Origin of the sequence: Caballeronia sp. ATUFL_F1_KS4A (genome assembly GCF_023630905.1) — a bacterium.
In the GTDB taxonomy this organism is placed as follows: Bacteria; Pseudomonadota; Gammaproteobacteria; order Burkholderiales; family Burkholderiaceae; genus Caballeronia; species Caballeronia zhejiangensis.
The window spans coordinates 36,614-61,934 of record NZ_JALQEB010000046.1; the positions used below are offsets into that span (position 1 = coordinate 36,614).

The 25,321-nt window shown below is 67.1% G+C and carries 16 protein-coding genes; 9 read left to right on the forward strand and 7 right to left on the reverse strand.

Annotation, left to right across the window (positions count from 1 at the left end):
* Window positions 1-17 precede the first annotated feature (17 nt).
* Both NCS03_RS29950 and NCS03_RS29955 read right to left on the reverse strand, forming a co-directional pair.
* Window positions 18-491 carry a hypothetical protein gene (locus NCS03_RS29950; protein WP_008345806.1) on the reverse strand — a complete coding sequence of 158 codons (474 nt, stop codon included), beginning with the start codon at window positions 489-491 and terminating at the stop codon, window positions 18-20.
* Between the two features lie 330 nt (window positions 492-821).
* On the reverse strand, window positions 822-1,286 hold the full coding sequence (locus NCS03_RS29955; protein ID WP_250437830.1) for a diacylglycerol kinase: 465 nt from the start codon (window positions 1,284-1,286) through the stop codon (window positions 822-824).
* Between the two features lie 346 nt (window positions 1,287-1,632).
* Here NCS03_RS29955 and bcsB point away from each other — a divergent pair, with 346 nt between their 5' ends.
* The 9 genes from bcsB to NCS03_RS30000 are packed head-to-tail and all read left to right on the forward strand — an operon-like array spanning window position 1,633 to window position 16,173.
* A complete protein-coding gene (gene bcsB / locus NCS03_RS29960) occupies window positions 1,633-3,885 on the forward strand; it encodes a cellulose biosynthesis cyclic di-GMP-binding regulatory protein BcsB (protein WP_250530417.1) in 2,253 nt (750 codons plus the stop codon).
* Window positions 3,886-3,888: 3 nt separating this feature from the next.
* Window positions 3,889-5,046 carry a cellulose synthase complex periplasmic endoglucanase BcsZ gene (gene bcsZ / locus NCS03_RS29965; protein ID WP_250530418.1) on the forward strand — a complete coding sequence of 386 codons (1,158 nt, stop codon included), beginning with the start codon at window positions 3,889-3,891 and terminating at the stop codon, window positions 5,044-5,046.
* A complete protein-coding gene (locus tag NCS03_RS29970; RefSeq protein ID WP_502801557.1) occupies window positions 5,028-8,996 on the forward strand; it encodes a cellulose synthase subunit BcsC-related outer membrane protein in 3,969 nt (1,322 codons plus the stop codon). The genes bcsZ and NCS03_RS29970 overlap by 19 nt, the downstream gene beginning before the upstream one ends.
* 13 nt (window positions 8,997-9,009) lie before the next feature.
* Window positions 9,010-10,866, forward strand: coding sequence for a cellulose biosynthesis protein BcsE (gene bcsE / locus NCS03_RS29975; RefSeq protein WP_250530420.1), 1,857 nt, complete (start codon window positions 9,010-9,012; stop codon window positions 10,864-10,866).
* 4 nt (window positions 10,867-10,870) lie between these two features.
* Window positions 10,871-11,083: a hypothetical protein gene (locus NCS03_RS29980; protein ID WP_175982192.1), complete on the forward strand. Its 213-nt coding sequence runs from the start codon at window positions 10,871-10,873 to the stop codon at window positions 11,081-11,083.
* Window positions 11,080-11,847 carry a cellulose biosynthesis protein BcsQ gene (gene bcsQ, locus NCS03_RS29985; protein ID WP_175982191.1) on the forward strand — a complete coding sequence of 256 codons (768 nt, stop codon included), beginning with the start codon at window positions 11,080-11,082 and terminating at the stop codon, window positions 11,845-11,847. The genes NCS03_RS29980 and bcsQ overlap by 4 nt, the downstream gene beginning before the upstream one ends.
* Window positions 11,844-14,375: a UDP-forming cellulose synthase catalytic subunit gene (bcsA, locus tag NCS03_RS29990; protein ID WP_250530421.1), complete on the forward strand. Its 2,532-nt coding sequence runs from the start codon at window positions 11,844-11,846 to the stop codon at window positions 14,373-14,375. Before bcsQ ends, bcsA begins: the two co-directional genes overlap by 4 nt.
* A gap of 14 nt (window positions 14,376-14,389) precedes the next feature.
* Entirely contained in the window at window positions 14,390-15,946 is a 1,557-nt protein-coding gene (gene bcsG / locus NCS03_RS29995) for a cellulose biosynthesis protein BcsG (RefSeq protein WP_250530422.1), read from the forward strand.
* Complete coding sequence (locus tag NCS03_RS30000; protein WP_008345789.1) at window positions 15,943-16,173, forward strand: hypothetical protein; 231 nt, start codon at window positions 15,943-15,945, stop codon at window positions 16,171-16,173. Before bcsG ends, NCS03_RS30000 begins: the two co-directional genes overlap by 4 nt.
* On the opposite strand, the gene NCS03_RS30005 is transcribed toward NCS03_RS30000, so the two are convergent.
* The 5 genes from NCS03_RS30005 to NCS03_RS30025 all read right to left on the reverse strand — a co-directional run bounded on the left by NCS03_RS30005 (window position 16,162) and on the right by NCS03_RS30025 (window position 25,191).
* Window positions 16,162-16,344 carry a hypothetical protein gene (locus NCS03_RS30005; RefSeq protein WP_250530423.1) on the reverse strand — a complete coding sequence of 61 codons (183 nt, stop codon included), beginning with the start codon at window positions 16,342-16,344 and terminating at the stop codon, window positions 16,162-16,164. The two genes, NCS03_RS30000 and NCS03_RS30005, sit on opposite strands and share 12 nt — an antisense overlap.
* Before the next feature lie 18 nt (window positions 16,345-16,362).
* The gene (locus NCS03_RS30010) at window positions 16,363-17,793 is read right to left on the reverse strand and encodes an efflux transporter outer membrane subunit (protein ID WP_250530424.1); all 1,431 of its coding nucleotides are present in this window, start codon (window positions 17,791-17,793) and stop codon (window positions 16,363-16,365) included.
* Window positions 17,786-20,923: an efflux RND transporter permease subunit gene (locus NCS03_RS30015; RefSeq protein WP_250530425.1), complete on the reverse strand. Its 3,138-nt coding sequence runs from the start codon at window positions 20,921-20,923 to the stop codon at window positions 17,786-17,788. Before NCS03_RS30015 ends, NCS03_RS30010 begins: the two co-directional genes overlap by 8 nt.
* A 6-nt stretch (window positions 20,924-20,929) precedes the next feature.
* Window positions 20,930-22,066, reverse strand: coding sequence for an efflux RND transporter periplasmic adaptor subunit (locus NCS03_RS30020; protein WP_175982188.1), 1,137 nt, complete (start codon window positions 22,064-22,066; stop codon window positions 20,930-20,932).
* 383 nt (window positions 22,067-22,449) lie between these two features.
* On the reverse strand, window positions 22,450-25,191 hold the full coding sequence (locus tag NCS03_RS30025; RefSeq protein WP_250530426.1) for an EAL domain-containing protein: 2,742 nt from the start codon (window positions 25,189-25,191) through the stop codon (window positions 22,450-22,452).
* Window positions 25,192-25,321: the final 130 nt, after the last annotated feature.

The following is a 25,321-nucleotide window of genomic DNA, read 5'->3' on the forward strand; positions in this document are numbered from 1 at the left end:
GCGAGTGCCGGGCGCGCTTACTTGGCCGCGCCGACGAGCTTGAACGAGTCGAAAGCGGGATCGATGGGCGTGTGGCCGATATGCGTCAGCGCTTCCGCGACGAGCGGCTCGCACGCGCTGTAGTCGGAGTTCATGCTGTCGACGTGCGCCTGGGGAAAGTTCACGGACAGCACCTTGCCGCCCCAGCGCTCGGTGGTCGCGGTCATGCTGCACTTGCCGGCGCCGCCGATCTTCAGATCGAGCAGGATCACGTTCATTTCGAACGCCGCATCCGAATTCGAGAAGTTCCACTGCATCACCATGCGGTCGCCCGGCGTATTCGTATCCACGAGTTTCATCGTCTTGTCGGGAATGCCGACCGCCGCGACGAGATCGAGAACATTCGATCCGATGAGCGCACCGGAATCGCTGCGCGCCTCATGTGTCCGGTAAGCCGCGCATCCGGAAAACAGCGTCACGAACAGCAGAAAAATCAGGGTAAAAGGCCGCACGACAACTCCTCCGTCGAAGTAGATGGAATCCCGCAATTGGAAGAAATGCAGAGTGGGCGCCGTGAAAACGGGCGCGCAGACGGGAACCAGCAAGAAGGTGACCCAGGCGGCCGCGCGGCGCGTTTGTCTCTCGCCGATTGCCTTTCGGAATATTTCGCGGCGGTCCGCGTGAGGTATTAACTACCGCTCCATCAACGTCCATCGGGCAAAGTCGCCGCGACGGGCATCAAGAATCCGTTTGCGCCGCCGACATATCGTGCATGGCCTCCGGTGCCACACACGAATAGCCCCCGCGAATTGCGAGGCTCATCACCGCCGGACGCCGCAACGTCAGAGATGCGCGCGCAGCCAGTCCCATGCGAGCGGCCCGCAGATCACGCCCCACGTAAGCAAGCCGATGACGATGGCCACCGTGACCGCCGCGCTGCCGCAGTCCTTGGCGCGTCCGGAGAGTTCGTGACGTTCGAGCGAAATGCGGTCGATCGCCGCCTCGATGCTCGAATTGATCAGCTCGACGAGCAGCACGAGCAGCACCGAAGCCGCGAGCAGAACGCGCTCGGCGGCGCCCACGGGCACGGCGAACGCGATCGGCAGCAGCACGGCCGCGACGCACACCTCCTGGCGAAACGCGCTCTCCTCGCGCCAGGTCGCGGCGATGCCGTCGCGCGAATGGCGCAACGCGAAAAGGCCGCGCAGCAGGCCGCTGCGCTTGACTGCGGGCTTCGCGGTCCGCTCGGCGTGGCCGGATTTTTCGGATGCGGAAGACGTAGCGGATGAAGAACGGGATCGAACCATGTCGCGATGTGGCGCTTTTTTTGATGAAGGACGGCTGAGGTGATACAAATTGTCACAAATTATGCTACTGTTGCGTCCGCTTTTCAGCGGCAAAGGCGCGTCATCGCACAGACCGGCGCGATGAACGCAGCAGCCGCGCGACCGCACCCGCGTCGCGGATCACGCACGCCCCGACGCCTCGCTTCGTGCATCGCACGCTTGCCCCGACTCTTTCCCGCTCTTGCTGCATTCGTCCCGGTTGCCGCGCGCGCCGCTCGCCTGGCGATCCGATTGTCGTTGCGCCTCCGTCACGATGCCATAGCGGGCAGCGCGGCGCGCGGCCGTGAATTCCGTAGCTGACTCGCCGATGAAACCAGTCGTCTCGTTCTGCCTCTCGCTGGCGATGGCCGCCAGTGCGCTTTTCGCCGGCGTCTGCGCCGAAGCGGCGCCGCCGGCCGTCAATCCGGACGCCGCTGCCAGCGCCGACGCCGGCTCGATCCACGTCCCGTTCTCCGCGCTCGGCGCGTATCAGCCGATGCATCTGCGCGGCCTCGAAGATACGCGCTCGATCGTGCTCGGCGTGCGGCTCGACCGCGTCGTGACCGGCGCGCGCCTGCGTCTGCGCTACACCTACTCGCCCGCGCTCCTGTTCGCGCTGTCGCACGTCAAGGTGTCGATCAACGGCGAAGCGATCGCCACCGTGCCGTTCGACAAGGAGCACGCCGGCGCGATGCTCACGCAGGACATCCCGCTCGATCCGCGCCTGCTCACGGACTACAACCAGTTCGGGCTGCGCTTCATCGGCCATTACACGCTCGATCATTGCGAGGATCCGGCGAACACGGCGCTGTGGGCCGACATCAGCCCGACGAGCGAATTCATCCTCGACACCGCGCCGATCAGGCTGCCGAACGATCTCGCGCTGCTGCCCGCGCCGTTCTTCGATGCGCGCGATGTGAGCCGTCTCACGCTGCCGTTCGTGCTGCCCGCATCGCCGGACAGCGCGACGCTCAAGAGCGCGGGCGTGCTCGCGTCGTGGTTCGGCGCGCTCGCGGATTACCGTCAGGCGCGCTTCCCGGCGATGAACACGCTGCCCCCGAACGACCACGCGGTCGTCGTCGGCACGCGCGCGCAATTGCCGGCGGGTCTCGCGCTGCCCGATATCGACGGGCCGACGATTCTCGTCGCCGACAATCCGGCGTCCAAGGATCGCAAGCTGCTCGTCGTGACCGGCCGCAACGGCGCCGAAGTCGACGATGCCGCGTATGCGCTCGTGCTCGGCCGCACGGCGATGTCCGGCGATGCGGCGAAGGTCGCGCATGTCGACATCGGCCAGCCGCGCGAACCGTACGACGCGCCGCGCTGGATGCCGACGAATCGCCCGGTGCAGTTCAAGGAACTCGTCGACGACGTGTCGCAGCTTCAGGTCGCGGGCAGCGAGCCGGAGCCGATCCGCCTGAAGCTGCGCGTGCCCGCCGATCTGTTCTCGTGGAACAGCGTCGGCGTGCCGCTCAATCTCAAGTACCGGTACACCGCGCCGACGGTGCAGAACAACTCCGCGCTCGCCATCGACATCAACGAGCAACTCGTGAAGTCGTTCCGGCTGCCGCCCGCCAAAACCGATGACACGCAAGGCCGCCTGCAATTGCCGCTGCTTTCGGGCGCGCCGGGCGGCACGGCCAACGCGCTGGACATTCCGGCGTTTCGCGTCGGCAGTTCGAACCAGCTGCAATTGCGCTTCAACCTCGATTCGCAGAAGCAGGGCCTGTGCGCGGGCGTGCCGACCAATCCGGCGCGGGCGGCGGTCGACCCGGATTCGACCATCGACTTCTCCGGCTTCGTGCATTACGCGCAACTGCCGAATCTCGCGTACTTCGCGAACAGCGGTTTTCCGTTCACGCGCTACGCCGATCTGTCGCAGACGGCCATCGTGATTCCCGCGCGTCCCGCCAATGCCGAGATCGAAGCGATGCTGACGATGCTCGGCCACATGGGCCAGTGGACCGGCTTTCCGAGCCTGCGCGTGACCATCGCGCGTCCGGACGATGTGCCCGCGCTCGCGCAGAAGGATCTGCTCGTGATCGGCGGCGCGCCGTCGTCGCCGGTGTTTTCGCGCTGGCACGATGCGCTGCCGCTGTCGATCGCGGGTTCGGCTGCGGGAACGCCGTCGAAGGAGGGCATCGCGCGGGCGTCGTTCTCGGTCGGCGAGCATTGGCGCGATGGCGCGCGTGTCACGCACGGCGGCGCATCGCTGGATCAGAACGGGCCGCTTGCGGCGCTGATGGGCTTCCAGTCGCCCGGAACGAAGGGGCGCAGCATCGTCGCGCTCGCGGCGACCGGCGACGGCCATCTCACCGATCTGCTCGACGTGCTCGAACGCGCGGATCGCCTGTCGCAGATTCAGGGCGATGTCGCGCTCGTGCGGCACGGCGGCGTGGACAGCGCGCGCGTCGGCGAGACGTATGTCGTCGGCTACGTGCCGTGGTACGCGAAGCTGTGGGGCCACGCGATCCGTCATCCGGCGCTGCTCGGCCTCGCCGGCGCGCTGGCGGGCCTGCTGCTCGCGATCGCGGCGTTCGCGGCGCTGCAGGAACTGGCCGCGCGGCGCCGGGGTATCTGAGCGATGAAGGCTTCGGGCGTAAAGCGCGCGATCGTGTCCGGCGCGCTTGTCGTGTTCGGCGCGAATGCAGCAGCGACGGATCTGGCGTCGCCATCGGCGTGCATGGATTCGTGGCCGCGCTGGGACGCCTTCAAACGCGACTTCATTTCGAAGGAAGGCCGCGTGATCGACGTCGGTTCCGCCGACGAGCGCACGGTCTCCGAAGGCCAGTCCTACGCGCTTTTCTTCGCGCTCGTCGCGAACGACCGCGCGAGCTTCGACACGATTCTCCACTGGACCGAAGACCGGCTCGCGCGGGGCGATCTCACGTCGCGCCTGCCCGCGTGGCTCTGGGGCCGCGACGACGCCGGCACGTTGCGCGTGCTCGACGGCAACGCGGCGTCCGATGCGGACTTGTGGATCGCCTACGCGCTCCTCGAAGCGGGCCGCGCGTGGGGCGAGCGCAGCTACACGGCGCGCGGCGCATCGCTTGCGAAGCGCGTGCTCGACGAGGAAACGGCCACGCTGCCCGGCCTCGGCCTCACGCTCTTGCCCGGACCTCTGGGTTTTCATCCGTCAGCCGATACGTGGCGCGTCAATCCGAGCTACGCGCCGCTGCAGGTGATTCGCGGCATCGGCGCGAGCCTGCCCGATGACGCGCGCTGGACGCGGCTCGCGGCATCGAGCGCACGCATGCTGATCGACACCGCGCCGCAGGGCTTTGCGCCGGACTGGGCGCTGTATCGCGCGAACCGGGGTTTCGAGCCCGACGAAGAGACGCGCGCCGAAAGCGCCTATAACGCGATCCGCGTGTATCTGTGGGCGGGCATGCTCGCATCCGACGATGAAGCGCGCGCGCGCCTCCTCGCGCATTTGGCGCCGTTCGCCGCGTATATCGACGCGCACGGCGCGCCGCCCGAGCGCATCGACACGCGCGACGGCAAGCCCGGCCCGAACGACGGCAACGCGGGTTTCTCCGCCGCCGCCGTGCCGTTTCTCGACGCCATCGGACGCCCCGAACTCGCGGATGCGCAAGCGGCGCGCGCGGCGGGGGCATCGGCGCCGGGGTACTACACGAGCGTGCTGACGCTCTTCGGCCTCGGCTGGCGCGAGGGCCGCTATCGATTCGCGGGCGACGGAACGTTGCGCACGGCGGCATCGGCATGCGGAGCGGCGAAATGATGCGCGCGCCCCGGACGAGGGCGACGTTGCTGCGCGCGGCGCTGATGTCGGCGAGCGTCGTGTGCGCGACGCAGACGCATGCCAGCGAGGCATCGACGGACGCGCTCGCCGAGCGTCTTTACGGCACCGCGCGCGCGTGGGCCAACAAGCATCGCGACGATCTCGCGTTGCAGGCGATCGACAAGGCGCTGCTCGTCGCGCCGGACGATCCGCGTCTGAACGCCGAGCTCGTGCGTATCCAGTTGCGGCTCGGCCAGGCGCAAAAGGCGCAGGCCACGCTCGCGCGCATGAAAACGCGCGCGCCCAATGCGGCGCTCACGCAGCAAGTCGACGACGAATATCGCGTCGCGGTCAGCGGCCGTCAGGAAATGGCGGCGATCCGCCTGCTCGCACGCAGCGGCCAGTCGGACGAGGCCGCGCGCCGCGTGAGCGCGCTCTTTGCGCACGGCGCGCCGTCGGGCCCGCTCGGCGCGGAGTACTACCAGATCATCGCCGCGACGCCCGCGCGACGTGCCGAAGCGCTCGCGGCCTTGCACCGGCGCATCGCGGACGATCCCGCCGACGTCGATTCCGCGCTCGTCCTCGCGCGTCTGCTCAACAGCAGCGACGCGACCCGCGCCGAAGCGAACCGCATCGCATGGAATCTCGCCACGCGCACCGACACCGACCGCAACACCGCGCTCGACGTCTGGCGTCACGTACTGCAATCGGCGGGCGCGGACACGGCATATCGGCAGGCGCTGCGCGCGTACCTCGAACTCGTGCCCGACGACACCGAGTTCAAGGATCGCGCCGATCTGCTCGACGCGCGCATCGAAGCGCAGCGCAAGCTCGAACGCGATCCCGATTACATCGCCCGGCAGCGCGGTCTGGCGGCGCTCGCTCGCGGCGACCTGAACGCAGCCGCGCCGTTGCTCGCGCGCGCGGCGGCCGCCCGTCCGGACGACGCGGAAGCCGTCGGCGGATTCGGTTTGCTGCGCATGCGCGAAGGCAATCGCGACGAAGCGCGCGCGCTGTTCGAACGCGCGGCGTCGCTCGCGCCGGACAACCGTGCGAAGTGGCTGGGCCTCGCGCGCACGGCGCGCTTCTGGGGCACGCTCGCGCACGGCCGCGACGCCGCGAACGCAGGCAAGCCGAAGGACGCCGAACGCTACGCGCGCGAGGCGCTCGCCATCGAGCCGGATAGCGCCGATGCCAAGCTGCTTCTCGCCGATGCGCTGCTCGCACAAGGCGACTGGCGCGCCGCCGAACCGATGCTGCGCGCGCAGCTTGCGGGCCGCGAGCCGAGCCTGTCGGCGCTGAAGAGCACGCGTGCGCTGCTCGAATCGACCGGACGCGCCGATGAAGTCGAGCCGCTCATCGCCGCGCTGCAAAGCCGTTTCACCGCCGCCGACGATCGCCAAAGCCTGATCGCGATGCGCGCCGATATGGTCGCGAACGAGGCGCAGCAACTCGCCGCGCGCGGCCAGAACGGGCCGGCGGCGCAGAAATACGAGGCGTCGTTGCGCATCGAGCCGGATCAGCCGTGGACGCGCTTCGCGCTTGCGCGGCTGTATCGGGATATCGGTTTGCCGCAGCTCGGCCGCGCCGTGATGGACGACGGCCTCGCGCGCTCGCCGAACGCCGCGCCGATGGCTTACGCCGCCGCGCTGTATCGCAATTCGATGGACGATCTGGCGGGCGCGCGCGCCGCGCTCGATGCCGTGCCGCAAGCCGATCGCACCGACGCCATGCGCGCGCTCGCCCGCAATCTCGACGCGCAGCAGTCGCTCGCCGATGCCCGCGCCGCCTTCGCGCGCAACGACGCCGACGCTGCCGCCGCCGCGCTCGATCGCGCGCAAGCGCTGGCCGCGGACGATCCCAACCTGCTCGCGTCGATCGGTGCGCTGTATATCGATCGAGGCGACGCGGAGCGCGGCCTCGCGCTGCTGCGCGACTGGATGGCCGCGCATCCCGAAGAAACCGATGCTGACGTGCGCCTGCGCTACGGCGATCTGCTCGGCGGCGCGCGTCGCGAAGATGCGCTGTCGCAGACGCTCGCGCAAGTGCGCGCCGAGCCGAAGCTCACGCCGCGTCAGCAAGAGCGTCTGGAGGATCAGGCGTTGCGCAGCGTGCTGCGTCAGACCGACGATGCCATCGACGCCGCCGATTACGCGCGTGCGCGCCGTCTGCTCGATACCGTGAGCGACGCAGGCAAGCGCGACAAGCGCTACGCGTTCGAGCTCGCCGATCTCGCGCGCGCGCAGGGCGATTACGACAGCGCACGCGCCGCGCTCGCGCCGATGCTCGCGGCATCGCCCGACGATCCCGAAACGCAGCTCATGCTCGCGCGCGTGCTCGACGACAGCGGCGGCATCGGCGCGCGCAAGGAAGCGCTCGCGATCGTCCGCCGCGTCGCGGATGCCGCGCCGCCGGACGACATCGACACGCGCCTCTCTGCCGCGCGCCGTTTCGCCGCGCTGCGCCGTCCGCTCGATGCGCAGGCGCTGACGCAGCCGCTACGCGTCGCCTATCCCGAACGCGCGGACGTCACCGTGCAGGCGGGACGCGTCGCGGAGGACCTCGGCGAGTACGAGCAGGCGGCGTCGCTGTATCGGCTGTCGATGGAGCAGGAACGCGCGTCGGGCATCGCGCCGGCGTTCAGCGTGCCGGCCGGCTCGGCACGCGCGACCCCCGCAACGTCCGCCACGCCCGCGCGATCCGCACTCGACGATCTCGATCAGCGCCGCAATCCCGAAGTCGAAACGGCGTGGATACCGGCGTACAAGTCCGGCGATGCGGGCGTGTCGCAGTATCACGCGCAGCAGGTGCCGCTGTACGTGCAGATTCCGTATCGCTACGACGGGCATTTCTTCGTGCACGCGGACGCCGTGCATCTCGACGCGGGCACGCTCGACGTGAGCGGACTCACCGATCAGGCCGGCGCTTCGGCGCCGAGCCTGCCGTACACCATTCAGACCTTCGGCACGAACGCGGGCTTCTACGACGGCACGGCGGCGTCGGCGAACGCGCTGCGCCAATATCTGACGAACTCGCCCGTCACGACCGGCGATCTGCATCAGCACGCGAACGGTCTCGGCGGCGGCTTCGGCTATCTGTCCGATGCGTGGCGCGTCGATCTCGGCTCGACGCCGATCGGCTTTCCGGTGCATTACCTCGTCGGCGGCGCGCGCTACAAGTTCGATGCCGGTCCGGCGAGCCTGTCGATAGCGGCGTCGCGGCGTGCGGTCACGAGCAGCGAGCTGTCCTACGCCGGTCTCACCGATCCGCTCACGCACGTCGTCTGGGGCGGCGTGCGGCGCGACGGCATCGACCTGCATGTGAGCGTCGATGTCGGCAGGACGAACGTATTCGCCGATATCGGCGTGGCCGAGCTGAGCGGGCGCAACGTCGCGAGCAATCAGGAATTCACGCTGCGCACGGGCTTCACCGTGCCGGTGTATCGGCGCGCGACGATGCGCGTGCAGACCGGCCTCGTCGGCAATGCCTGGCATTACACCGACAACCTGCGCTACTACACGTTCGGGCAGGGCGGCTATTACAGCCCGCAGCGCTATCTGTCGCTCGGCGTGCCGATCGAATGGATGGGCAAGCGCAACGGCTTCACCTGGGACATCGCGGCGACGGCGGGCGTCTCGAATTCGTACGAGAAGAACTCGCCGTATTTCCCGAACGGCCTGCCGGCGGTAGCGGGACTCTCGCCGGTCGGTACGAGCAGCCTGATTTATCCCGGCGGCTCGACGCGTGGCGTGAGCTTTTCGTACGGACTCGGGGCGACGGTCGAATATCGGCTGAATCCGCAACTGGCGCTGGGCGCGCGCGTGTCCATCGACCATTCGCACGACTATGCGCCGAGCGCCGGGATGATCTACGCGCGCTTCGCGTTCTCGCCGCGCAAGGACGATTACCGCATCAGCCCGCAGCCGGTGCGGCTGTATTCGAGTTATTGAGGAACGGATTGCCGTGAACGACGAATCGAACCGATCCAGTGGCGCGACGAGCCTCATCGCCGCGTTTGCGCGCTTCGTGCGCGCGCGCGTCGCGGGCCGCGATGCCGCGCCGGGCCGCATCGGCGTCGATGCGCTTCCCGACGATCTCGCCGTGCTCGCGCCGGGCGCGCTCTACGCGGTGCACGTCGCGCCGCGTTCGCCCGAATGCGATGCGCTCATCTGGGCTACGGCGCGGGCCGCGAACACGCGCCATGTGAGCGTCGTGCTCGCGCGCGAGCGTGCGGAAGCGGCGGCGCGTGCGCGCGAACTGGGCTTTTCGGGCGCGGCGGCGCAAGGCTGGCCGCGCCGACTGAACGTGCTCGCGATGCCGAACGAAGCCGCATCCGCCGATGCCGATTCTGAACCGCCCGCTCTCGCGCTCGCGCGCCTTTACGGCGGCCTGCGCGCGCTCAAGCGCTTCGGCTTTCGCGCGAACGCGCTGTATATCGTCGAAGGCGCGGAGCGCTGGTTCTCGTGGCGCGATCCGGCGGCGCTCGCGCGCGAAGGACGGCTGTTGTCGAGCTGGTGCGAGACGCGCGGCATCACGATGATCCTGCTGCTCGGCGACATCGCCAGCGATGACGATTTGGACATCGACGAAACTCAGGCTTCGGCAAGCCGCAGCGAACTGAACGGCGCGTGCGCGGGCGTTGCGCGCGTGCGGCGCTCGCACGGCGAACTGCTGTGGCAAGTCGATTTCTGGCGCGCGGGCCGCGCGCTCGCCACCGGCGACGTGCACGCGTTGCGCTTCAACGAAGCCGGCCGCCTGAGCATCGCCGCGCCCGAGCGCGCGGGCGATGCGCGCCGCGATGCGCGTCTCGCACCGGACGAAGCGCGCGTCGTCGTGAGCCGCGCGGTCGTCGGCGACGAGGCTTGGGTGCCGCGCGACTGGGAAGTGCTCGCGGACCGCGATGCGGTCGTCGCCGCCTGCGATGGCGCGCGCGGCGCGACCGTCGTGCTCGCGCATCGCAACGGCGCGCAGCTCGAAGCGCTGTGCGCCGCCGTGCACACGCTGCGCCGCCGCTGCGGACGCGCGCTCAAAATCGCCGTGGTCGAACGCGGCGAAGTGCTGCGTCATCAATATGAATTGCTGATGCTGAGCCTCGGCGCGAATCTCGTCGTCGGGCGCGACGTGCCGTTCTCGCGGCTCGAATCGCTGTTGCAGTCGCTGCAAGGCCAGCTCTACACGCGTCCGCTTTTGTCCGATTACCGCACGGCGCTCGCCGCGTCGCTCGCCGATGCCGCGCTCGGCTATCAGAACGTGGCGGCGTTCTGCGCGCAGACGCAAGGCGCGCTCGCACGCGGCGCGGTGCTGCGTCTGCCGCATGTGCTCGTGAAGCTGACGCTGCCGCCTGCGCTCGCTCACGTCGATGCGCTCGCGTGGTGCCGTCCGCGCCGCGCGGGCGATGTCTTCACGGCGGACGCGTCGCATCTGTACGTGTTCCTGTTCGGCTGCCGTCTCGCCGATGCCGACGCCGCGCTCGCGCGCATCTTCACCGTGCCGGTGGAGCGCGTGGCGAAGGACGTCACGTATCTGTCGGACGACGGCATCGGCGCGCAATTGCAGGCGCTCGAAGCGGAGAACCGGCGCGCGCCGTCGGCGGATTACAGCGATCTGTTCGCCGCGACCGCGCCCGTCATCGCGATGGAAGACAAGGCGGATGCGGCTACGGAAAGCGAATCCGTGCGCCGCTCGCGCGCCGAACTCGACGCGCTCGACGCCGTGCTGAACCAAGAAGCGCGCAGGAACGCGACCGACGAAGGTCCGTTGCATCCGCCCGCGCGCCGCGCCGTGCGTGCGCATATGCCGCTCGCCGAACCGGGAAACTGAAACGATGGACACCTTGCTCATTTCGATGCTGATCGGCGTGCTGGCCGGCGTGCCCGCGTGGATCGTCTGGCAGCGCGCGGGCGCGCGGCGCGGTCTCGTGGCCGCGCGTGGTTTCGATCCGCGCGACGCGGTGCCGTGCCGCATCGAGCCGGTCGTGCTCAACGCGCGTCTCGTCCCCGATGTCGATGCCGCGCCGAAGGACGCCTCCCGCCCATGAAAACCATCGCGCTCATTTCGACGGCGGGCGGCGCGGGCCGCACGACGCTCGCCGCATCGCTCGCGACGCTGCTCGCCCGGCGCGGCCGCGCCGTGGTCGCGCTCGACTTCGATCCGCAGAACATGCTCGGCGCGTATCTCGGGCTGGACGCGTTCGCGGCGGAAGGCATCGGCGGCGCGCTCGCCGATCCGTCGCGCAAGTGGCACGAATCGACCTGGCGCAACGAGGACGGCGTGCTGTTCGTGCCGCACGGCGGTCTCACGCCCGCGCGATCCGCCGCGTGCGAAGCGCGTCTTTGCGAGCATCCGCGATGGCTCGAACGCACGATCGGCGAGATCGGCTTGCCGGAGACCGGCGTCGTGCTGATCGATACGCCGCGCTATCCGTGCTCGCATGCGGATCACGCCGCGCGCGCCGCCGATCTCGTGCTCGCCGTGTGCCCGCCTGAGCCGGCTGCGTGCGCGACGCTCGTCGCGCGTTTGCCCGCGCTGCGGGAATCGTGCGCGGATGTGCGTCTCGTCGTGAATCGCCTGAATCCCGCCCGCGCGATGCAGCGCGACGCGCTCGCGATGCTGCGCGCCGCGACCGGGAACATGCCGCTCGCGCAACGCATTCATCTGGAAGCGTCGATGCCCGAGGCATTTTCGCGCGGCGCGTGGATTGTCGACGAAGCGCCGCATCTGCAGGCGTCGCACGATCTGCACGGTCTCGCGCAGCACGTCGATGCGTGGCTGCCCGCGCTCACCGCGAGCGAGACGGCATGAAGCGCGAACCAGGCTCCCGCTCGAACCGCGCGATCGGCTGGATCGCGCGCGGGCTCGGCGTGCCCGACACGCGCTCGGCGTTCGACTGGTGCGTGCGTCTCTTCTTCAAGCCGCCGCGCGCGGGCAAGCGCGACATCGCGCGGGACATGCTGCGCGCGTTCGTGCTCGCGTGGGCGCGCGAGTGGGGCGTCATCGACGTGCGCAATCCTTGGGCGTGGCTGCTGCGCGCGTTCGTGCGCCCGCCGCGCGAAAACGCGAAGCCGCTCGCCGCGTATGCGCGGGCCGCGCTCGGCCTGATCGAACGCGCGCTCACGCCGCTCGCTCTCGCGCTGATGTGGATGAAGCGCCGCATCGATGCCGCCATCGACGGACTGCCGTGGGCGCGCTTCGGCGCGCGGCTCGAGGGCGGCGCGAATGTCATCGGCAAGAAGCGCTGGATGCTGCCCGCGCTCGTCGTGATCGGCGGATTGCTGTGGGCGGTCGTCGGCACGTCGCCGCTCGCGTCGGGAAGCCAGTTCGTGTTCTTCGCCGTGCTGATGATCGCGGCGCTCGTCATCCGCCGCATTCCGGGGCGCATGCCGGTGCTGATTCTCGCGTCGCTCGCGCTGCTCGTCACCGCGCGCTACGTCTGGTGGCGCACGACCGAGACGCTCGACTTCCGCACGCCCGGCGAGGCGATCGTCGGCTACGCGCTCTTCGGCGCGGAAGCCTATACGTGGATGATCCTGCTGTTCGGCTTCGTGCAGACCGCGTGGCCGCTCGAACGCGCCGTGTCGAAGCTGCCCGACGATCCCGCCGACTGGCCGAGCGTCGATGTCTTCATTCCGACCTACAACGAGCCGCTGTCGGTCGTGAAGCCGACGCTTTTCGCCGCGCAAGGCATCGACTGGCCGCGCGACAAGCTCAATATCTGGCTGCTCGACGACGGCCATCGTCCGGAGTTCGAGGCGCTCGCGCGGGCGGCGGGCATCGGCTACATCACGCGCGACGACAATCAGCACGCGAAGGCGGGCAACATCAATCGCGCGCTCGCGAAGACGCACGGCGAATACATCGCCATTTTCGATTGCGATCACGTCCCCACGCGCTCCTTCCTGCAAGCGACGATGGGCACCTTCTTCGCCGATCCGAAATGCGCGCTCGTGCAGACGCCGCATCACTTCTTCTCGCCCGATCCGTTCGAGCGCAATCTCGACACGTTCCGCCGCGTGCCGAACGAAGGCAATCTGTTTTACGGGCTCGTGCAGGCGGGCAACGATCTCTGGAACGCGACGTTCTTCTGCGGCTCGTGCGCGGTCATCAAGCGCGCGCCGCTGGAAGAGGTCGGCGGCATCGCGGTCGAAACCGTGACCGAAGACGCGCACACGGCGCTCAAGCTGCATCGGCGCGGCTATACGACGGCGTATCTGCCGACGGTGCAGGCCGCCGGTCTCGCCACCGAAAGCCTCGCGAGCCACATCAAGCAGCGCACGCGCTGGGCGCGCGGCATGGCGCAGATTTTCCGCATCGACAATCCGTTTTTCGGGCGCGGGCTGAACTTCTTTCAGCGCCTGTGCTACGGCAACGCGATGCTGCACTTCTTCTACGGCATTCCGCGCCTCGTGTTCCTCACCATGCCGATGTGGTACCTCTTCTTCCAGATGTACTTCATCAACGCGGCGGCGACGACCATCGCGGGTTTCGTGCTGCCGTACATCGTCATCGCGAACATCGCGAACTCGCGGATGCAGGGCAAGTTCCGGCATTCGTTCTGGGCCGAAGTCTATGAGTCGGTGCTCGCGTGGTATATCGCGCTGCCGACGACCATCGCGTTCTTCAGCCCGAAGCATGGCAAGTTCAACGTGACGGACAAGGGCGGGCGCATCGACGAGACGTATATCGACTGGGCGATGAGCAAGCCGTATCTCGTGCTGCTCGGCCTGAACGCGCTCGCGATGTCCGTCGGCATCGTGAAGCTGATCGCCGGCGCGGGCGACGAAGACGCGACCATCCTGATGAACGTGTTCTGGACGCTCTACAACCTCGTGATGCTCGGCGCGGCGGTGAGCGTCGCGCGCGAGGCGAAGCAGGTGCGCGTCACGCATCGCATCGCGATGAACATGCCCGCGACGCTCGTGCTCAACGACGGCAGCAGCATCGCGTGCAGCACGAGCGATTACTCGACAGGCGGGCTCGGGCTCGTCGTCGGCGAAGGATTGCTGTCGCTCGAAGCCGGCGACACGCTCGGCGTCGTCGTGAGCCGCGGCGAGCGGCAGTTTCACTTTCCGGTGCGCGTGACGCGCCTTTCCGGCACGCATCTGGGCGTGCGCTTCGATTCGCTCACGCTCGAAGACGAGCGCCGTCTCGTGCAATGCACGTTCGGCCGCGCGGATGCGTGGATCGAATGGGACGAGCGCACCGAAGACGACGCGCCGCTCAAGGGCCTGAAGGAAGTGCTGCTGATGGGCTTCGAAGGCTATGCGCGGCTGTTCGGCGGAGCGCGCCGCGCGCTGCTCGACAAGCTCGCGCTCGATGGCCGCCGCTACTGACAAGAAGAACGAAGATGACCTTCTGGAACCTGTATTTCATCATCAAGATCGCGCTCGTTTCGACGGGGCATCTGAAGCCGATATGGCTCGCGAACATCGCGTTCGCGGTGGCGCTCGCCGCGAGCTCGCCGCTGCGCTCGCGCATCTGGCGGGCGGTGCGGTTCGTCGCCGGGCTCGGCATCGGTTTGCCGCTGATGTATCGCGAGGCGAACGTGCCGCCGTTCGGCCGCATCGTCGAGGAATTCGGCAATCTCACGACCTTCAGCTTCGGCTACTGGCTCGAGTTGCTGCCGCGCTTTCTTCCGCCGATGCTGCTCGCCGTCGCGCTCGGTCTGCTCGTCGCGTATCTCGTCGTCAATCGCTGGCTGCGCGTCGCGACCTTCGTGATGATCGCGCTCGTCGCGCTGCCGGTGTGGCAGGGCGCGAATGCGGTGCTCGCGCGCATCGAGGCGAAGCCGCAGGGCAATGCCGTTGCCGCAACTAACCGTCAATCCGCGGACCCCCTGGATTACAACGCGACGCTCGCGGCATTCAGGGCGAAGGAGTCGCAGCGACAGGTGAGCTTCGGTCATCTGTCGAGCGATCCGAAAGAGCAGTTCGACGTGATCGTGCTGCACATCTGCTCGCTGTCGTGGGACGACCTCGATGTATCGAAGGAGCGCAATCATCCGTTTCTGTCGCACTTCGACTATCTGTTCACGAACTTCAGCACGGCGGCGAGCTACAGCGGCCCGGCGGCGATTCGCGTGCTGCGCGCGTCGTGCGGACAGGAAGCGCACGCCGATCTGTACAAGGACGCGCCCGCGCAGTGTCATCTGATGGCCGATCTTGCGCAGGCCGGCTACACGCCGCAGGTCACGTTCAATCACGACGGCCACTTCGACAACTTCACGCAGCTCGTGAAGGAGAACATCGGCGTGCCGAACGTGCCTTTCGTGCCGAACACGGCCGCGCCCGTCGCGATGCACGCGTTCGACGGCTCGCCGATCATGGACGATTACGGCACGCTCGCGAACTGGTACGCAGAGCGCGCGCGGGAGCCGGGACCGGTCGCGCTGTACTACAACACGATCAGCCTGCACGACGGCAACCGCCTGCCGAACAACAAGATGACGAGCCTCGAGTCGTATCCGCTGCGCGTGGCGAAGCTGATGAGCGATTTCGACAAGTTCGCCGATCTGATCCAGCAATCGGGGCGGCGCGCGGTGATCGTGTTCGTGCCCGAGCACGGCGCGGCGCTGCGCGGCGACGCCAATCAGGTCGCGGGCCTGCGCGAGATTCCGACGCCGAGCGTGATCCACGGGCCGGTGGGCGTGCGGCTCGTCGGCTTCACGGGCAATCACGGCGCGACGACCGTCATCGATCAGCCGACCGGGCATCTCGCCATCGCGCAATTGCTGTCGAACCTCGTGTCGAACAGTCCGTTCAAGGCGGGCGTCACGCTGTCGCAATACGCGGCCAATCTGCCGCAGACGCCGATGATCGGCGAGAACGAAGGCACCGTCACGATGAAGACCGCGACGGGCTATGTCGTGAAGACGCCGGACGGCGTATGGGTGGATCAGAAATGAACACGCTGAACAAGGAAGCGCGCGACCGGCATGATGTCGTCGCGCTTGCGGAGCGCGTCGCCGGTCTCGACGCCGCGCGCTATTTCGATGCCGAAGCCGACGAGGAATTGCGCGCGGCGGTGACGCGCTGGCCGGTGCTCGCGCGGCTGATGGCGCTCGCGCCCGTCAGCGCCGACGACGATCAGCGCGCGATGAGCGGTTGCGCGACGGCGCCGTCATCGGCGTGATCGCGCGGGCGTCGATGGGCCGGAATCGCTCGTGTCGTACAGACGTTCCGGAATGAACAACGTGCCGATGCCGCTCGGAATGAACACCGCGCCGACGAGCAGAAAGCTCACGCCGAACAAGAACTGCGTCGCGATATGGCCGAGCGCGACAGGCGACGGCCCTCGCAGCACGAATGAAGCGCGTTCGGACTATTTCGCCGCCGTCTCCTGCACTTGCGCATCCTTGCGCCAGCCGCCGCCCAGCGCCGTGTAGAGCGTCACCATGTTGGTCTGTTGCGCGGCGCGGTCGGTCACGAGCTGGGTCTGCGCGCTGAACAGCGTGCGCTGCGCCGTGAGCAAAGTGAGGAAGCTGTCCAGGCCGCCGCGATAGCGCGCATTGGCGATGTCGTAGTACTGCTGCGCGGCATCGACATACTGAAGGTCCGCGGCGGTCTGATCGACATACGTGGCGCGCGCCGCGAGCGCGTTCGACACCTCCTTGAAGGCGGTCTGGATCGTGCCTTCGTACGCCGCGACGTAGATGTTCTTCGAGATCGTCGCGGAGTCGAGCGAGGCGCGCAGACTGCCGAACTGGAAGATCGGCACGCTGATCGACGGCTCGAACGCCCACGCGCCCGAACCCGCCTTGAAGAGCGACGACAGCCCGTTGCTCGCGACGCCGCCCGTCGCGGTCAGCGAGACGGTCGGGAAGAACGCCGCGCGCGCCGCACCGATATACGCGTTCGCGGACTTCAACGCATGTTCCGCCTCGATGATGTCGGGCCGCTCCGTCAAGAGCGTCGAAGGCAGGCCCTCGGGCACCGCGGCGAAGAGCGGTTCGTCGGGCAAGGCGCGATCGTCGGGGAAGCCGTCGGGCAACGGGCAGCCGATCACCGCGATCAGGTTGTTGCGATCCTGCTCCACCGCGCGTCGATACGCGGCGAGATTCGCCATTGCGCTCGTCAGCGATGTGCGCGCGGACTGCACGTCTTCCATCGAGCCGCTGCCGAGATTGGCCGCGCGCAGCGTCGTCTCGTAGGTGTCGCGATACGAAGCCACCGTGCGTTCCGTCACGTCGAGCAGGGCGCGATCCGCGAGCCATGTCAGATAGTCGCCCGCCGTGGTCGAGATGAGGCTGATCTGCGTGCTGCGGCGCGCCGCGTCCGTCGACAGATACTGCTCCAGCGCCTGATCCTTCAGGCTGCGGATGCGGCCGAAGAAGTCGATTTCCCACGCGCTCGTGCCGAGTTCGAGGCTGGTGGATTTCGTCGTCACGCCCGACTGGTGCGACGCGCTATGCGTGCCCGTCGTCGTGATCGACGGCCCCAGTTCGGCGCGCACGATCCGATACTCCGCCTCGTATTGCGCGACCTTCAGCGCTGCTTGCCGCAAGTCGCGGTTGTTCGTCAGCGCAAGCTCGATCAACTGACGCAGATACGGATCCCGCACGAACGAGCGCCAGTCGGACAGCAGGTCGGCAGCCGATGCCTGTTGTTGCGCGCTCGTCGATTCGTACTGCGGATAGGACGCGGGCATCGGTGCGGCGGGCCGCTCGTAGTGAGGCTCGAGCGTGCACGCGCCGAGCGCGAAAACCGTCAGCGTCGCCGCGACGATGCGGCAGACAGCGAAGCGCTTATTCATGAGCGGCTCCTTCCTTCTTCCTGTTTCCGAAGCCCCGAATCAGCACGAAAAATACTGGCACGAAGACGATGGCGAGCAGCGTCGCGGCAATCACGCCGCCAAGCACGCCGTTGCCGAGACTCTCGCGGCTCGATGCGCCCGCGCCGCTCGCGAACGCCATCGGCAGCACGCCGAAGCCGAAGGCGAGCGAGGTCATCACGATGGGCCGCAAGCGCAGATGCGCCGCTTCGATCGCCGCCTGACGCACGCTGTGACCGCGCTCGTGCAGGGACTTCGCGTACTCGACGATCAGGATCGCGTTCTTGGTCGCGAGTCCGATGGTCGTCAACAAGCCGACCTTGAAATAGATGTCGTCGGTGAAGCCGCGCAGATGCGCCGCGACCAGTGCCCCGACGATGCCGAGCGGCACGACGAGAATCACCGAGAACGGCACGGACCAGCTTTCGTACAGACCCGCGAGACAGAGGAACACGACGATCAGCGAAAGCGCATAGAGATACGTCGCCTGCGAGCCCGCGAGCTTCTCCTGATACGACTGGCCGGTCCACTCCATCGCAATGCCTTGCGGCAACTGCGCGACGAGCGCTTCGATCGCGTTCATCGTGTCGCCGCTGCTGACGCCTTGCGGGCTTTGCGCGGTCATCTCCATCGAAAGGCTGCGGTTGTAGCGTTCGACTTGCGGAGAACCGGTCGTCCAGTGGCCCGAGGCGAACGACGAGAACGGCACCATCTTGCCGTCGTAGCTGGTCGTGCTCGTCGTCGTATTGCTCGATGTCACGAACCATTTGCCGATATCGGCGGGCATCATGCGGTATTGCGGCAGCGCTTGAACATAGACTTTCTGGATGCGCCCCGTGTCCACGTAATTGTTCACGTAGGTCGAGCCAAACGCGGTCTGCAGCGTGTCGTTGATATTGGAAGCGCTGACGCCGAGCGCCGACGCCTTCAGGTAATCGATATCCACGGCGTACTGCGGCACGTCGGCCATGCCGGCGGGACGCATACCGGTGATCTTCGGATCCTTCGCGGCAAGAGCCAAGAGCGTGTTTCTCGCGGCGACAAGCTGATCGTGACCCAGACCGGCCATGTCCTTCAGTTCGAAATCGACACCGCTGTAACTGCCGAGACCTTGCACGGCGGGCGGATTCATCACGAAGACCTGTCCGGCGCGCAAGCTGCGAAAGTGCGCGTTCGCGGCGCCGACGATCTCCGCCGCGGACTGGCCTTTGCCCTTGCGATCCTTCCAGTCCTTGAGCTTGACCATGGCCATCGCCATGTTCTGTCCGCTGCCCGACACGCTGAAGCCATCGAGCATGACGACGTTCTCCACTTCGGGAAGCGCCGTGAAATACGACTCGACCTGCTTCTCCACGACGTTCGCCTGCACGCTCGAGCTGCCCGCGGGCAGATTGACGATGGTCATCAGCGTGCCCTGATCCTCATCCGGCAGGAACGACGATGGAAGCTGCCAGTACAGCAGCGCGGCCACGCCGCAGATCGCGGCATACGCGGCCATCCAGCGCAGCGGGCGCGCAACGAGGCGCGTCACTACACGCTCGTAACGGCGCGTGCCGCCTTCGAATGTGCGCTCGAACCACGCGAAGAAGCCGCGCCGCTGATGTTGCGGATCGACCGGGCGCAGCAGCGTCGCGCACAGCGCGGGCGTGAGCGTCAGCGCGAGCAGCACGGAGAGCACCATCGCCGACGTGATCGTGAGCGAGAACTGACGATAGATCTCGCCCGTCGAGCCCGACATGAACGCCATCGGAATGAACACGGCCGTCAGCACGGCGGTGACGCCGATCAATGCGCCGCCGATCTCGCCCATCGCCTTGATGGTCGCATCGAGCGGCGACAGGCCTTCGTTCAGCAACCGCTCGACGTTCTCGACCACGACGATCGCGTCATCGACCAGAAGACCGATGGCCAGCACCAGCGCGAACAGCGACAGCACGTTGATGGTGAAGCCGACCGCGGCGATCAGCGCGAACGTGCCGAGCAGCGCGACCGGCACGACGATGGTCGGAATGAGCGTCGCGCGCAGGTTGCCGAGGAACAGGTACATCACGAGGAACACGAGCACGACGGCTTCGAAGAGTGTCGTGATGACCTCGGAGATGGACGCGGATACGAAAGGCGTCGTGTCGTGCGGAACGCTCAGTTGCACGCCGCCCGGCATCTGCTTCTGCAACACCGCGAGTTGCGCGCGCACGGCCTTCGCGACCGACAGCGCGTTCGCGCCGCTTGCGAGCATGATGCCCATCGCGGCGGCGGGCTTGCCGTTCAGACGCGACGTCATGTCGTAGGAGTCGCCGCCGACTTCGACCGTGCCGACATCCTTCAGATACACGCGCGAGCCGTCCTGATTGACGCGCAGGAGAATGTTGGCGAACTCGTCCGAAGTCTTGAGAAAGCCGCGCGTCACGATGGTCGCGTTGATGGCTTGCGTCTTCGTCTGCGGTGCGCCGCCGATCTGCCCGACGGAAAGCTGCGCGTTCTGACTGTCGATGGCGGTCGTGACATCGCTCGGCATCAGGCCGACGCTGCGCAGCTTGACGGGATCGAGCCACACGCGCATCGAGTGCTGCGCGCTGAAGAGCGTCACTTGCCCGACGCCGCTGATCTGCGTGAGCGGATCCTGCACCCGCGTCGCGAGCAGATTGCCGAGATCGACGGTGTTCATGCGGCCGTCCGTGGACGTGACCGATACGACCATCAGGATGTTGCCCGCGGTCTTGCTGACCTGAATGCCCTGTTGCTGAACGGCGCTCGGCAGCGATGCGTTCGCTTCCTGCACCTTGTTCTGCACCTGCATCGCGGCGACGTCCGCGTTGGTGCCCGACTTGAACGTCAGCGTGATGGTCGCCGTGCCCGCCGAACTGCTCGTCGACGACATGTACATCAGATTGTCGATGCCCGTCATGTCCTGCTCGATCACCTGCGTGACCGTGGTGGCGAGCGTATCGGCGGATGCGCCCGGATAGGTCGCGGTGATGCGGATCGACGGCGGCGCGACGTTCGGATATTGCTCGACGGACAGCGTGCGGATCGAGAGCGCGCCGATCAGCATCACGACGATGGCGATGACCCATGCGAGCACGGGCCGGTGAATGAAGAAACGGGAGAGCATCGTGCGTCAGTCTCCCTTGGCGAGCTGCGCTTGCGCATCGCGTTCGACGGGCGAGACCTTCATGCCCGCGCTCACCGCCTGCAGATTGTCGGTGGCGATGCGCTCGCCCGCGCGCAGGCCGCGCGTCACGATCCAGTCGTTGCCGTGCGCCGTATCGGCGGTGACGGTGCGGCTTTCGACGACGTTCTGCGCGTTCACGACGAGCACGGTCGAGGTGCCGCCCGCGCCGCGATTCACGAGCGTTTGCGGCACGAGAATCGCGTCCTGCTCGCCTTCGTCGAGTTGCGCCTGCACGAACATGCCCGGCAGAAGCTGATGCTCCGGGTTCGGAATCGATGCCCGCAGCGTGATCGAGCCGGTGGTCTGATCGACGGTGACATCGGAGAAGAGCAGCGTGCCGGTATGCGCGTAGGTCGCGCCGTCTTCGGTCTGCACCGTGACCTTGCTCGTGCCGGGCTTCAGCGCGCCGGACGCGATGGCCTTCGAGAGCCGCAGCGCTTCAGTGCTGGAACGCGTGACGTCGAGGTAGAGCGTGTCCATCGACTGGATGGTCGTGAGCGCCGTCGATTGTCCCGACGTGACGAGCGCGCCGACCGTCACCGCCGACTTGCCGATCTTGCCGCTGATCGGCGCGACGATGCGCGTGCGCGCCAGATTCACGCGCGCGGTTTCGAGCGAGCCGCGATCCGTGACGATATCGGCGCGTGCCTCGTCGGCGGCGGCGGCGTAGTTCTCCACGTCCTGCGCGCTCACGCTCTTGATCTTGAAGAGTTCCTGATAGCGCTTCGCCGTGACGTCGGCGGCCTTCGACGTGGCGATCGCCTTTTGCAGCGTGCCGAGCGCGGTGTCGTACGCGGCCTGGTAGCTCGCGGCATCGAGTTGATAAAGCGGCTGGCCGGCCTTGACCGTCGAGCCTTCGACGAAAAGCCGCTTGGTCACGATGCCATCGACTTGCGGGCGCACGTCGGCGACTTCGACCGACGAGAGGCGTCCGGACAGATCGTCCACGATGTCGATGCGCTGCGCCTTCAGCGTCATCACGCTGACTTCGGGCGCATTCGCCGCGGGTGGCGCGCCGGCGGCGGCGGATTTCTCGCCGCACGCGGACAGCGCGAAGGCGGCGGCCGCGACGAGCGCGAGCATTCGCGCGAGCGGGGCATGGGCAAACGGCGGGGCAAAAGCGTATTCGTTGTCTGGCATGTCGGAAGTGGAAGGGCTGGCGTCGCGCGGGAGTTCATCGCTTGATCGGGGAATGCGGTTCCCGCCGCCGTGCATCGGACGAGCCGAAGGGCGGTTCACAACGTGACGAGAGGATGTCGCGACGCGGATTGCAGGCGTCGATCAGGAGAGACAGCGCGAAGTATTGCCGAGGGCCCAACGATAATCGCAGCGCGCGCCGAAATCAACTAAGTCTTTGATTTATATCGACATTCACATAATGTGTCTGAATTGACACGATTCGGCGACGCGCTCGCGACGGAGAATCTAGCGCATTCGCGTGGCATTGGGAATCGGCGCAAACGCCGTCAGGCGATGCTCGGCGCGAGCGCCGATTGCATCAGCGATATTTCGGCCAGTTCCGGTCGCATCGGGCATCCCAGCCAGAAGCCCTGTACTTCGTCGCAGCCGTTGTCGATCAGATAATCGAGCTGATCCGCCGTTTCCACGCCTTCCGCGACGACGCGTATGTCCAGCGCCTGACCCATGGCGATGACCGCCTTCACGATGACTTCGTCGGCGCGCGAGCAACCGATGCCGCGCACGAACGACATATCGAGCTTGACCCGATCGACCATGAAGCTGCGCACGTAGCCCAGGCTCGAAAAGCCCGTGCCGAAATCGTCGATGGCGATCGACACGTCGAGCCTGCGCAGCGCTTGCAGCGAAGGCAGCGCGCCGGGCGCCATGAGCGTGCTTTCGGTGATCTCCAGTTCGATATTGCGCGGATCGACACGCGAGCGTTCGAGCACGCGCGCGACCATCGCCGGGACGTCGCTGCGTTCGAACTGCACGGGCGAGACATTCACCGCCACCACGACGAACGGCGACAGCCTCGCCCATTCGCCGGCCTGCCGGCACGCCTGCTCCAGCACCCATTCGCCGATCTGCACGATGAGCCCCGTGCTCTCCGCGAGCGGGATGAACTGCGCGGGATTCACGAGGCCGAACTCCTTGCTCTGCCATCGGAGCAGCGCTTCGAAGCCTTCGACCCGCCGCGTGCGCAGGCAGATCTTCGGCTGATACAGCACGAACAGTTCGTTCTTCGCGATGGCGAGTCCCAGCGCCTTGACCATGGCGCTTTGCGCCGTCTCCGCCGCCGCGATCTCCGGATCGAAAACCTGTATCGAACCGGCGTGAAGCGACTTCGAGCGATACATCGCCGCATCGGCGGCGCGCAGCAGCGTCTCGGCGTCGCTGCCGTGATCGGGAAAGAACGCGACGCCCATGCTCGCGACGGAGACGACGGTGGCATCGGCGGCTTTCATCGGCTGCGCGAGAAGCGTCGCGATCTGCCGGGCATGAGCGAGGCATTCGTCCTGGCTCCGGCCCGGCAGCAGCACGACGAACTCGTCGCCTGCGTAACGCGCGACGAAACCGGGCGGCGTGACGCTCGATTCCAGCCGTCGCGAGACTTCGCGAAGCACATCGTCGCCGGCCGCATGACCGAGGCTGTCGTTGACGTCCTTGAAGTTGTCCAGATCGAGGAAGATGAATCCGAGCCGGTCGCCGTTGCGCCGCGCGATCCGCACGGCGTGGTCGAACAGTTCGCCGAGCGCGAGCCGGTTCGGCAGACCGGTCAGCGGATCTTCGAGCGCCTGGCGCTTCAACTGCTCCTGATGGCGCACGCGCTCCGTCACGTCGCTCAACACCGTGATGCTGTGCGTGACGCGTCCGTGGTCGTCGAGAATCGGACCGACGTAGGTATCGCTCCAGAACGTCGAGCCGTTGCTGCGCGACATCTTCAGCAGTCGCGATGCTTCGACATTGCCGCGCATCGCGTGCGTCAGCGATCCGGTCTCGGGCATCGCGCGATCCCAGCCGAGCGCCGCCTGCGTTTGTGCGCCGAGCACATCCGCCACGCGGCGGCCCGTCAGGCGCTCGAACGCGGTGTTCGCATACGTGATGCGGTGCGAGCCGCAAGAGAGATGCGAAATGACGATGGCGTCGCGCGTCGCTTCGAGCGCGCGGCTGCGAAGGTGCAGTTGTTCCTTCGCGTTCTCGTGCGCGGTGACGTCGTGAGCGGTGATGAAACACGCCTCGTGACCGCCGAACGAAAGCAGATGAAACGACACGTCCACGAAGATGACATCGCCATCGAGCCTGCGATGACGCCGGATGCCGCCCGCGCCCGAACCGGCTCCCGACTGCACGTAGCCCGCGAGATCGAGCCGGAAGTTCGCGACTTCTTCGGCGGGGCGCAGATCGAAGATCGTCAGCGCGTTGAGCTGTTCCAGCGTCGCCCGGTACTGACGTTGCGCTGCCGCGTTCGCGGTGAGAATCGCGCCGTTCCCGACATCGAAGATCAGCATCGCGACCGGATGCTGGTCGAAGTACTGGCTGAAGCGTTTCTGTGCTTCATCGGCGACGATGCGCGCCGCGTTCTTCGCGAGCGCCGAGCGATGCCGGCTCGACGCCGCGAACGCGAGCAGCAGCATGCCGGCGGCGAGACCCACGATGAGCGCGATGCGTTGCTTCAGAATCTGCGATTGCGCTTTCTCCTGCATGCTGGCGATCAGCTCACGCTCGTCGCTGCGCAGCAGGGCGAGAATGTCCATGATCGATTTCAGCGACGCGTTGGCGAGCAGCAACCGTCCGGAGTCGACTGCGGTGCCATGCGACGCAAGCGCGACGTTCGCCGCGGCATCCTGCAGCGCTTTGGGCCATTCGCCGCTCAGGCGTCTGAGTTCCGCGAGCTTTTCGGCGGCGGCGGGCGAATCGGCGAGCAGCGCATCGAGATGGTTATAGGCGCGCGCCACCATCACCGCGCGGGCGATGGGCCACGCGCGCGATTCGAACGTGGCCGAGCCGACGCCCTTGAGGAAGTCGGTGTTGGCGGCGAGATGCAGATCGACGAGCAGTTCGAGCTCCGAGCCGACGTCGAGCGCCCGGCGCAATTCCCGCTCGCCGATGTCGCGATCGACGGTGATGGAAACGGCGGCGAGCGCGGCGAGGCACAGCCCGGACGCCGACAGCGTCGCCAGAACCAGCGTGGTCGCGAAACGCCGGCGAGACCACGAGATCAAGGTTCTGAGGCGAAGGTGAAACATGGTCAATCCTGTACACGGTTTGCATGTTTTACGACCTTCGTCGAAAGCTCTTTAGCGGGTTAAGCCCTTATTGGAATGATTCTTCTGACGGTTGAGGCAATAAATACCTCTCGCCGGAATGCGTAGCGCC

What these genes read in the sequence shown, in the direction of transcription:
- NCS03_RS29980 (WP_175982192.1), top strand. Translation starts at nt 10,871, where the DNA reads ATGGACACCTTGCTCATTTCGATGCTGATCGGCGTGCTGGCCGGCGTG.
- bcsQ (WP_175982191.1), top strand. Translation starts at nt 11,080, where the DNA reads ATGAAAACCATCGCGCTCATTTCGACGGCGGGCGGCGCGGGCCGCACG.
- NCS03_RS30010 (WP_250530424.1), bottom strand. Translation starts at nt 17,793, where the DNA reads ATGAATAAGCGCTTCGCTGTCTGCCGCATCGTCGCGGCGACGCTGACG.
- NCS03_RS30015 (WP_250530425.1), bottom strand. Translation starts at nt 20,923, where the DNA reads ATGCTCTCCCGTTTCTTCATTCACCGGCCCGTGCTCGCATGGGTCATC.
- NCS03_RS30000 (WP_008345789.1), top strand. Translation starts at nt 15,943, where the DNA reads ATGAACACGCTGAACAAGGAAGCGCGCGACCGGCATGATGTCGTCGCG.
- bcsA (WP_250530421.1), top strand. Translation starts at nt 11,844, where the DNA reads ATGAAGCGCGAACCAGGCTCCCGCTCGAACCGCGCGATCGGCTGGATC.
- NCS03_RS30020 (WP_175982188.1), bottom strand. Translation starts at nt 22,066, where the DNA reads ATGCTCGCGCTCGTCGCGGCCGCCGCCTTCGCGCTGTCCGCGTGCGGC.
- NCS03_RS29970 (WP_502801557.1), top strand. Translation starts at nt 5,028, where the DNA reads ATGCGGAGCGGCGAAATGATGCGCGCGCCCCGGACGAGGGCGACGTTG.
- bcsB (WP_250530417.1), top strand. Translation starts at nt 1,633, where the DNA reads ATGAAACCAGTCGTCTCGTTCTGCCTCTCGCTGGCGATGGCCGCCAGT.
- bcsG (WP_250530422.1), top strand. Translation starts at nt 14,390, where the DNA reads ATGACCTTCTGGAACCTGTATTTCATCATCAAGATCGCGCTCGTTTCG.
- NCS03_RS29955 (WP_250437830.1), bottom strand. Translation starts at nt 1,286, where the DNA reads ATGGTTCGATCCCGTTCTTCATCCGCTACGTCTTCCGCATCCGAAAAA.
- bcsZ (WP_250530418.1), top strand. Translation starts at nt 3,889, where the DNA reads ATGAAGGCTTCGGGCGTAAAGCGCGCGATCGTGTCCGGCGCGCTTGTC.
- NCS03_RS30025 (WP_250530426.1), bottom strand. Translation starts at nt 25,191, where the DNA reads ATGTTTCACCTTCGCCTCAGAACCTTGATCTCGTGGTCTCGCCGGCGT.